The following is a 9194-nucleotide window of genomic DNA, read 5'->3' on the forward strand; positions in this document are numbered from 1 at the left end:
CCACAGACTCCGGACGCTGTGGAACGGAATTCCGTTTGGAGAACGTGCTTATATACCTTTCAAAAACTGGTTTGTATTCATCTTCTTTAATACCTCCAGTTTGTTCTATATGCGAGAGTACCGTGTTATTGAAATTGGTCGCTATCGCGCCCGGTTCGAGCAGAGTAACATCGATGTTAAATGTAGGCTTGTAGTAAGTGGCTAAACTCTCTAACAAACCTTCGACTGCAAATTTGCTCGCACAATATATTTCGTTTAAGGGTTGACCGACTAATCCTCCAACACTTGTTGTTGCTATAACATGCCCGGACTCAGCTTTGCATAAGAGGGAGAGACCAGCTCGAATGGTATGCATTACCCCATAGACATTTGTATCAAAAATGCTTTTGATTTCCTCAAATGTTGCTTGCCCTAGGGGCCGTAAATAACCGAATCCTGCATTAGCAAAAAGTACATCCAAATGACCGTGATTGTTCTCGATCGTTGCAAAAGCTCTTTCCAATGATTCAGGTTTCGTAACTTCCATTTCAAGAAAGTGAAGATTTGCTCGGTTTCCATGTTTCTTCTGATCACGTTGAACGTTACGTGTACCTGCATAAACCGTCCACCCATTATCAGCAAATAAATTGGCAGTAGCTAGACCAATACCTGATGAAGCACCAGTAATAGCGATAATTTTATTCATGTATTACCCCCCTTAATATTGAGTCGTTTAAGCAGTGGATCTTTTTCTCATTAAACTGACCGATCCCAGTTAGCTGACTGGTAAAAGACTTCTTCATTCATAAGTTACTCTAACTATACAAGTTGAAGTAAACTTTAAGTCAAGAGAAGCATTAAATAAAAAGATCCTTTGGATTCTTCTTAAGAACCAACACATCATAAACTGTTATTTTTTTGTTTATTTTTTCAAGGTGCTCCAACGTTAAAGTTAATTTTTTTTCAACACTTTGTTTATGTTCTAACAGGATTTTTCTTCTTTCTTCTATGGTTTTGTCACCTTCATAAACCATAGCAATGTATTCTTTTATTGTCTCCAAAGCCATTCCAGTATCTTTTAATGCAATTACTAACTGCAACCATTCTAATTCTTTTTCCTCATATACTCTTCGTCCGCTTCTATCTCGATTTATTTTGGGCAGAATACCCTCCTTTTCATAAAAACGTAATGTGGATGCTGATATTCCATACATTTTTTTCACATCATTTATTGTGTAAAACATAAAATTTATCACCCTTCTTCGTTAAAGCTTACTTGAGCATAAGTTTAATTCATTATCATTCAAAAACATTATAAAAAGAAGAATCCAATATTCCAAATGGATTCTTCAGATTGAACATATTTTTGAGAAATTAATTATTTAGTGATTCTACATCACAATTTACTATATTAATCTGTTTTCAAACCATCTGGTGCGAGTAAATCAAGCATAGGTTGGCGTGCTTCAGGTCCATATGCCACACTTCCTACTGGAACTGCTTTATCTATGGCTTCACTTACTTTTGCAATCCATATAGGTCCAAATCCTCCACATAACTCGATCATTTGTACTCCCTCTTTGACAAGTTGCTTCGCAATTGGTATTACCCGCTCTTTGTCATTAAAATCGATTCCAACAGCAATAAAAATACAATGCTGGTTTCCAGTGGTGATAGTATTTTCTTCTGGACTAAATCCTGGAGATAAATAAATATATGCCCACTTATGAAGCGCCATAAAATCATCCTCCAAACCTAACCTAGTCGTTTTATATAAAAATTATAAATACAAAAATTGTTTATTGCAAATACCATACATTTTATTTGGAGGTAATGCATTGTCTTCATGTTTATTTGTTTGTTACACATGTCCGCTCTTAGCGCCCCAATAATGGAGACGATAAATTTGTCATGAATATCAAAAACAGAAAAGCACCTTCAAAAGTCTGGATAATCACTTCATCATCCGTTTGATAATATTATTTTTATTACACTATTAGTCCTATTCACTTTTTTGTAATTCTGTACGATAATAGTAATGACTCAACTTTTGCAAATTCAGGAATTTACGCAAATCGAGAGTCAAAACATAATGCGTGAATACTTCTTTGGGGAGGTTTTGAAATTATGGGATGAAGGACAGCGCTGAAGACATGATTTCCTCTGAAATGTAACCGCTTACTTTACTGTGGTAAATTATCATCTAAGAAAGGGAGTTATCTTTTATGAAAAAAACATCCATGTTGTTACTCTTGTCAACCGTTTTAATTTTATCTTTAGTGAGTGGCTCAATTGTTTCAGCTAGTCCTTCAACTTCTTTAGCAAGCGAATTGACCAAAGGTCAAAAATCTCCTGTAATGATGGCATACTACAGAACATGGCGTGACGTAACTATGCCTCATGATGCAAATTCAACTCTCCCAGACCCTAATGTGACAGCTATGACAGATATTCCTGAAGGAGTCGATATCGTTTCTGTCTTCCACTATGTTAACCCAGGTACAAATGAAAAGTTATTCTGGGACACGCTTCGTGATACATATGTGCCTGCCTTGCACGAACGTCATACCAAAGTGATACGCACGATAGACATCAGGGAACTATATAACGTTCCTAGTATGGGTACAATTCCCACATCCAAAGAATATGATAATCATGCGCAATCTTTAGTTGATAAATACGTAACTCCCTACAATTTAGATGGCTTAGATATTGATATGGAGGAAACGTTAACACAAGAAAAAGAAACAAAAGCTTCTGGTACTTTTGAAGCCCTGTCTAAACGTTTAGGGCCAATGTCGAACAGTGGCAAATTGCTTATCTATGATACTAACAAAGACAATCATAGCCTATTCAAAAAAGTAGCTCCATTCTGTGACTATTTGTTCCTTCAAGCTTACGGCAGAACCCCTAGTAGATTAGATACTACTTGGGCAACTTATAAAAATACAATCTCCCCTGATCAGTTTCTTCCGGGAATATCTTTTCAAGAAGAATTAGGTGCAAACTGGAGTGATGCTCAGGAACCATTTGAAACAAGCAGAGCTTACAAATATGCAGCTTGGCAGCCAAAAGATGGCCCTAAGGGCGGAATGTTTATCTATGCCATCGATAGAGATGGCAAAGTATACGGAGATAATACAATTACGAAAACAGACTTTAGCTGGACAAAAAGATTGATTGATGTCATGAGAAACAACTAAATATCCTTAAAGCGGGTGCATGAGAGTTCATTCATGCACCCGCTTTAGTATATTTCACTTTCCGACACTACACTGTCCACATTTAAATCTTCCATTTCGTAATGCTCCTAACCAATATCAAAAAAAGAACTCTTCTTAGGCATTACACCTAGAGAAGAGTTCAAAACAATTTATATTATGCCCATATACATAAAATAGAGAGATAGAGTGCCCATACCATTCATTAGATCGATTCCGGAAGCTCTTCCTTCTGCTCCGGTTCGGGTGCCAATTTTTTGGCCAAGAACATAGCGACGATAATCGCTGTAATACCACCTACAAGCTTGCCGACGATCATTGGGAAGATCATTTCCTTCGCAACCCCAGCCGTAAAGCCGAGGTGATCGCCGAATACGAATGCGGCAGAGACAGCAAATGCAACGTTGATGACCTTACCGCGCACATCCATATCCTTCATCATACCGAACATCGGGATAACGTTAGCAAGCGTTGCTACCAAGCCCGCTGCAGCAATCTCGTTCATACCGAGCATTTTGCCCAGCTTCATAAGCGGCTTGTTGAATACCTTCGTAATGACGAACACCATCGCAAAAGCACCAGCCAATACAATGGAGATGTCGCCAACGATCTTAATTCCTTCTTCAATCGGTGCAAGTCCCGGAATGATTGTAATATCCGTCAACTGCTGCGTGATACCAACCGCAAGTCCAAGCGTCGCAACAATGACGATGAACTGACCGAAGATCGTGAAGCCCTTAATCATTCCATTCGGGAATTTCCATAAACCTAACACAATCAACACTGCGAACAGGATGATTGGAACTAGGTTGGTCAATATCATTGAAATCGAGTAGCCTGCTACCAATCCCCCGATTAAGCAACCAAGAGGAATGGTAACAATACCAGCCAATACGCCGGTTGCCAAGTACTTTTGGTCTTCCTTCTTAATAATGCCGAGTGCAACTGGAATAATGAATACGATTGTTGGCCCAAGCATGGCGCCTAGAATCGTACCCGCGAACAATCCCGCTTCCGGCGTCTGCGCCAATTCTTGTGCGAGTGAGAACCCGCCCATATCGTTGGCTAACAGCGTCGTCGCAAACATTGCCGGATCTGCTCCGAGCGCACTGTACAGCGGTACGACCACCGGACTTAGCACCTTGGCCAATACTGGGGAAAGAGAGATGATCCCCACCATGGCTAGAGTGAGCGACCCCATTGCCATAATACCCTCATCGAACTGGTGACCCAATCCGAACTTATACCCGATGCTCTTGTCGATTGCACCGAGAATCATGAAGATAACCATGCCGTATATGATGATTTCATTAATCTCCACGAACGTGCTCCTCCATTCATACCTAAGATCAAAAGCGAGCTTTCAAACTTCCTGTTTTCAATTTCCTATCGGAAGTGTTGTTTCATTTCCTCAGAAGGAGAAGGAATCACGGAATAATGTATAATCCGCTTTTGATCCATGGAGGATACGAATACCTTCATCCCCTGCTCGACATCGCTCACACTACCAGTGAATACGGCGAGGAACTTGCCGCCAATAGCCATGCCAAGATTCATTCTCTTCACGTGAATGTCACTTTGCTTCAGTGCTTCATTCAGTGCATAAATACCGGAAGACACTGTAGATGTCTCCACAATTCCAAGCGCATCCACAGGTAGTGAAGCGTTGCTGCGTTTCAGCCCCTCAACGATTTCGGAATGAACACCGTGCAGCTCGAAATCGCTAATTCGGAAATCATTTGCTTCCGCTCGGGCTGCTTCCATCGCCGCCTGAACATCTGCCGTGTCCCCACTCATCATAATAAGGAACTTACCCGGGCAGATCGGCTTCATATGATGCACGCTGACGGGAGAAGTCTTCAGCATGCGGTCAGCCGTCTCATAGCCTTTGCTTATGCTGCGCAGCTCAACCACACCGATTGCACTAGTCATGAGATACCTCGATGGAATCGACAATGCCGACAATAACCGCGTCGACTGGTACGTCTGAGTTAGTGAATGATGCACGGGCTGCGCTTCCTGTTGTCACGAGCACAGTATCACCGATGCCCGCTCCTGCATTGTCTGCCGCGACGAAGTAATCACGCTGAACGGGTTCATCATGATTCGATAACGGCTTAACCACCAGGAAGGTCAGACCATTCAGCTTGTTGTCTTTCCGGGTCGCCCACAGGCTTCCCGTAACTTGTCCCACGATCATAGCTTCACCCCGCCGTTATCTTCTGTGCACCTGCATCTTCTGCATCCGCAAGTAGTCTTGTGCGAGCGGTGTAATAATGCTGTGCCGATCAATGACAATTTCTTTTCCGTTATGCAGACGATGCTTCTTCAATTCCGCTTCCGTAATAACCTTGCGATTCAACACTAGCGCAGGAGACGCTATGTCGCTTACTACGGATTCAACCTGATTATCTTCCTGTGCAGTCACTGGCTTTTGTCCAACTTGCAGTTTTCCAGAGACATTGCCATTCTCTAGGCAGGCTGCAGGAAGATCCTGCTCTTTTACCAACCGAATGCCGTAAGCACTAAGCTTTGCCGTAAACTCGTCATACATCTTGTACAAGAGTACAGGTGCCGTCGACTTGTATTTGCGATACAGCAATCCTTCTTCGAGTGCGATAACCTCTCGCCCCTTAAGCAGCATCGTCAAGACAAATCGTTCGCGTGGGCCTGCACTTATACCGTTAGCAAGATTGGCTAGCAGCTGAATACATAGCTTAGGGATAATGAGTACATCACAATCTCTGAGCGTCTCATCATAATAACGAACATCAACATGCGAGTTCAGTACGCTCTCCAATTCCGGTACCGCTTCCATGGATAGAAGAACCGCTTGCTTTCTCACTGCAGTCGGTACTTTCTTGTCATGTTGCCCTAGTCTTTTGATTACCTCTGCTGCTACGGCTTCAATGATTGCAGCCCGGTCTTGAGCTTCTATGTTCATTTTTTCACACTCCTAAACCTAGATGCTCTACTTTACAATTATGCCCTTTGTCCCTTTCGAAAAGCCGCATGCATTTGCCTCATCATAGTCGATATGCATGTAAGTCTCATAGTTGGAGCTGACGCGTACAAGCACATCGTCGAAAATAAGGGGGCGCTTACCGAACACTTTCACCTGTACGATATCGCCATTTTTCACGTTGAACTTCTCAGCATCCTCAGCTTTCACATGAATATGGCGCTGTGCTGCGATGAGTCCTTTTTCCAATCGAATCATGTTGCTGCCAGAAGCAATCACGATGCCCGGAGTTCCTTCCAGCTTGCCGCTTTCTTTTACAGGTACAGACACGCCAAGCACAACAGAATCTGTCAGTGATACCTCCACTTGAGATTCCTTGCGCTCAGGGCCAAGCACGACTACGTTATGCAGAGAGCCCTTCGGACCGATTAGTGTAACGCGTTCTTTACAGGCATATTGCCCAGGCTGGGACAAATCCTTCGCCTTCGTCAATTGATAGCCTTCGCCGAACAACGCATCGATCGCTTCCCGGTTCAAATGCACATGCTTGCCGGATGCTTCTACCTCGAAGCAGGCTTCATTCTGCACACGTTTCACCACTTCGTTAATAATGCTTTCTACCAGTTGGTTATCCACCATTTTCACCTCATTTATCGTAGTGTCCAACACGGATGCGGAACATGATAATCCAGAACAAGGAGGACAATCGGTTCAGCGAACGGATAATATCCTCGCGATCTGCTTCGCCATGCTCCTTCTTGAAGGCCTGATAAGCCAACAGTTCCGTCTCCCTTGTCAATGTGCGCAACGCATTTATAACAACAACCGCTTCGCCCATTTCATAGCTGGGTTGAAAATGTTCCAATCCAAAGTACTTCTTGGGAAAATGAGATTGCTCTCGCAGTTCCTTCGCTGTCATCCCAAGCAAATGAAACTCTTCAATGCTCTCACTCAATACCTCACACCGCACGACTCGCCGTACGAATTGCAGGATTTCTTCCAAATCATCGACCAGCTTGGTCATATTCAACTTGAAGCAGCTAATTTGCGCTTCTAAACATTTTGTTTCCAGAGAATCCAACTTCCCGCGAAAGAGGATCCGTGGATGATCCTTGAATACAAGCATATTGCCATATAAATGGGTCATATGCTCCGGCTTCGTTTCCAAAAAACCGCCATACAGTGTGCGAAACCGCTTCTTGCCTTCTGTCGCAGGTTCGACATCCAGATTTTTCGTAATCTGCAGTTTAACTTCCTTAGTCGCCGGCGGTGCTTCCGCCGTGTCCGTATTCGCCCCAGGTTCAGGAGCTGTCACAAATCGGAGTTCGATCTGGTGATCGGTCAAGAAGCTCTTGGCCGATGGCGTTAGAATTGTGCCTGCCGCCGTCTCATATACGGCAACATCCTTCAAATTCTGGTTTCGAAAATGCTTGCGAAGTTCGCTTTCCGTAATCAGAGCCATGTTCTCACATCCTTCTCGTGCGAATGCGTGTTGTTCAAATCCATCTCGTTAACGCCAATCATCTCGGCTTGAACAAGCCGATTCATCACGATAGATGAGTTGCAGGACGCCGAGCTTAACGCCAGCATCCTGCTCCATCTCTTTCAATAGACTCGTCCGGAATCCGAATTACTCTACTGTTTTTGTCTTAGGCAAGATTGCGTCCACTTCGGAATGTGGTCTTGGAATTACGTGTACGGACAACAATTCGCCAACACGTTCTGCTGCTGCCGCACCTGCATCTGTAGCTGCTTTAACTGCACCTACGTCGCCGCGAACCATTACAGTTACGAGACCTGCACCGATTTGCTCTTTACCGATCAATGTAACGTTAGCTGCTTTCACCATTGCGTCTGCTGCTTCGATTGCGCCTACCAAACCTTTCGTTTCTACCATTCCCAATGCGTTTGCGTTTGCCATAATAAAATTCCTCCTAGTAGTCAATAAATTTGAATTAGTTGTATATAAAATGTTGGGTTACCACTGTTGTGAAACAAATAAAAAGGAATCCGATGAATCTATCAACTTACAGTTTTTCGAGAATACGAGCGACGATCATGCCGATCAGCTCTTCTTTGTCTCCCAAATTAAGGCTTGCCAATTTATCTTGCTCAGCTACAGGCTGCTCTTGCTCCATCAAATCTTCCATTTCGCGAAGTCCATAAGCGACTCTGCGGATATTGAGCAGATTAAGAGGGCTAATATTATCGGATGTCGAGCTTCCGCCAACCGCGCCGCATCCCAGTGTAAGAGCCGGTGCAATTGCTGTTGTAGCGCCGATGCCGCCAAGTGTACCCGGTGTATTCACAAGCAAGCGAGATACTGGCTTCTTCAATGCGAACTCGCGAATGATTTCTTCATTTTCAGAGTGAATGACCATTGTATGGCCTGCACCCTCGCCATGCAGAATCTCAATGCAGCGCTCGCATGCTGCTTCCCAGCTGTCTTCTGTGTAGAAGGCAAGAATCGGAGCCAGCTTCTCGCGAGAGTATGGAACCTTCGGTCCAACTTGTGTCTCTTCCGCGATCAGTACGCGTGCATCAGCTGGAATGTTCAGGTTCGCCAGCTTCGCAATATGTTCCACACTGCGGCCGACGATTTGCGGGTTCATTGTGCCATTGGCGCGCATAATGAACTTTCCAAGCTGTGCTGCCTCTTCCTTGGAAAGGAAGTAAGCCCCTTGTTTTTTAAATTCCGCAATTACTGCATCCTTACTGCATGCTTCCACAACAACGGATTGTTCGGATGCACAGATTGTGCCGTTGTCGAACGTTTTGGAATCCATGATGCGCTTGACTGCAAGCGGGATGTTCGCACTCTTCTCAATGAAGGCAGGGCCGTTGCCTGGGCCAACCCCGATTGCCGGCGTACCGGAGGAATAAGCGGCTTTGACCATCGCTGTTCCACCAGTTGCAAGAATCAAGGCAACATCTTTGTGCTTCATCAATTGATCCGTACCTTGGATCGTAGGAACGGTCATGACGCCGATGGCACCTTCCGGACAACCTGCTTGCACAGCTGCCTCGCTGAT

General features: G+C 44.0%; 13 protein-coding genes. 1 reads left to right on the forward strand and 12 read right to left on the reverse strand.

The window, feature by feature from the left end:
* The 3 genes from AZ66_RS23010 to AZ66_RS23020 all read right to left on the reverse strand — a co-directional run.
* Nucleotides 1–685 (reverse strand): SDR family NAD(P)-dependent oxidoreductase (locus AZ66_RS23010; protein ID WP_044356996.1); only part of this gene is annotated, 685 nt, incomplete at its 3' end.
* Nucleotides 686–836: 151 nt separating this feature from the next.
* Entirely contained in the window at nucleotides 837–1223 is a 387-nt protein-coding gene (locus AZ66_RS23015) for a MerR family transcriptional regulator (protein ID WP_044356997.1), read from the reverse strand.
* 167 nt (nucleotides 1224–1390) lie between these two features.
* Nucleotides 1391–1717, reverse strand: coding sequence for a DUF6506 family protein (locus AZ66_RS23020; protein WP_044356998.1), 327 nt, complete (start codon nucleotides 1715–1717; stop codon nucleotides 1391–1393).
* A gap of 487 nt (nucleotides 1718–2204) precedes the next feature.
* On the opposite strand from AZ66_RS23020, the gene AZ66_RS23025 reads away from it, so the two are divergent.
* Nucleotides 2205–3182, forward strand: coding sequence for an EndoS/ChiA family endoglycosidase (locus tag AZ66_RS23025; protein WP_082061695.1), 978 nt, complete (start codon nucleotides 2205–2207; stop codon nucleotides 3180–3182).
* Between the two features lie 223 nt (nucleotides 3183–3405).
* On the opposite strand, the gene eutH is transcribed toward AZ66_RS23025, so the two are convergent.
* The 9 genes from eutH to AZ66_RS23065 all read right to left on the reverse strand — a co-directional run.
* Nucleotides 3406–4521: an ethanolamine utilization protein EutH gene (eutH, locus tag AZ66_RS23030; RefSeq protein ID WP_021257960.1), complete on the reverse strand. Its 1116-nt coding sequence runs from the start codon at nucleotides 4519–4521 to the stop codon at nucleotides 3406–3408.
* 65 nt (nucleotides 4522–4586) lie between these two features.
* Nucleotides 4587–5132: a BMC domain-containing protein gene (locus tag AZ66_RS23035; RefSeq protein WP_044356999.1), complete on the reverse strand. Its 546-nt coding sequence runs from the start codon at nucleotides 5130–5132 to the stop codon at nucleotides 4587–4589.
* Nucleotides 5125–5400, reverse strand: a complete 276-nt coding sequence (locus tag AZ66_RS23040) for a EutN/CcmL family microcompartment protein (RefSeq protein ID WP_021257962.1) — start codon at nucleotides 5398–5400, stop codon at nucleotides 5125–5127. The genes AZ66_RS23035 and AZ66_RS23040 overlap by 8 nt, the downstream gene beginning before the upstream one ends.
* A gap of 15 nt (nucleotides 5401–5415) precedes the next feature.
* Nucleotides 5416–6144 carry an ethanolamine utilization protein gene (locus AZ66_RS23045; protein WP_044357000.1) on the reverse strand — a complete coding sequence of 243 codons (729 nt, stop codon included), beginning with the start codon at nucleotides 6142–6144 and terminating at the stop codon, nucleotides 5416–5418.
* A gap of 27 nt (nucleotides 6145–6171) precedes the next feature.
* A complete protein-coding gene (eutD, locus tag AZ66_RS23050) occupies nucleotides 6172–6798 on the reverse strand; it encodes an ethanolamine utilization phosphate acetyltransferase EutD (RefSeq protein ID WP_197081760.1) in 627 nt (208 codons plus the stop codon).
* A gap of 10 nt (nucleotides 6799–6808) precedes the next feature.
* The gene (locus AZ66_RS23055; RefSeq protein ID WP_021257964.1) at nucleotides 6809–7624 is read right to left on the reverse strand and encodes an ethanolamine utilization cobalamin adenosyltransferase; all 816 of its coding nucleotides are present in this window, start codon (nucleotides 7622–7624) and stop codon (nucleotides 6809–6811) included.
* Nucleotides 7615–7752, reverse strand: a complete 138-nt coding sequence (locus AZ66_RS31575) for a hypothetical protein (RefSeq protein ID WP_155987197.1) — start codon at nucleotides 7750–7752, stop codon at nucleotides 7615–7617. Before AZ66_RS31575 ends, AZ66_RS23055 begins: the two co-directional genes overlap by 10 nt.
* Before the next feature lie 40 nt (nucleotides 7753–7792).
* The gene (locus AZ66_RS23060; RefSeq protein WP_005549798.1) at nucleotides 7793–8083 is read right to left on the reverse strand and encodes a BMC domain-containing protein; all 291 of its coding nucleotides are present in this window, start codon (nucleotides 8081–8083) and stop codon (nucleotides 7793–7795) included.
* Nucleotides 8084–8189: 106 nt separating this feature from the next.
* Nucleotides 8190–9194, reverse strand: a 1005-nt coding sequence (locus AZ66_RS23065; RefSeq protein WP_052648785.1) for an aldehyde dehydrogenase family protein, incomplete at its 5' end; no start/stop codon positions are given.

This window comes from Paenibacillus sp. E194 (genome assembly GCF_000935845.1).
GTDB lineage: Bacteria > Bacillota > Bacilli > Paenibacillales > Paenibacillaceae > Paenibacillus_B > Paenibacillus_B alvei_B.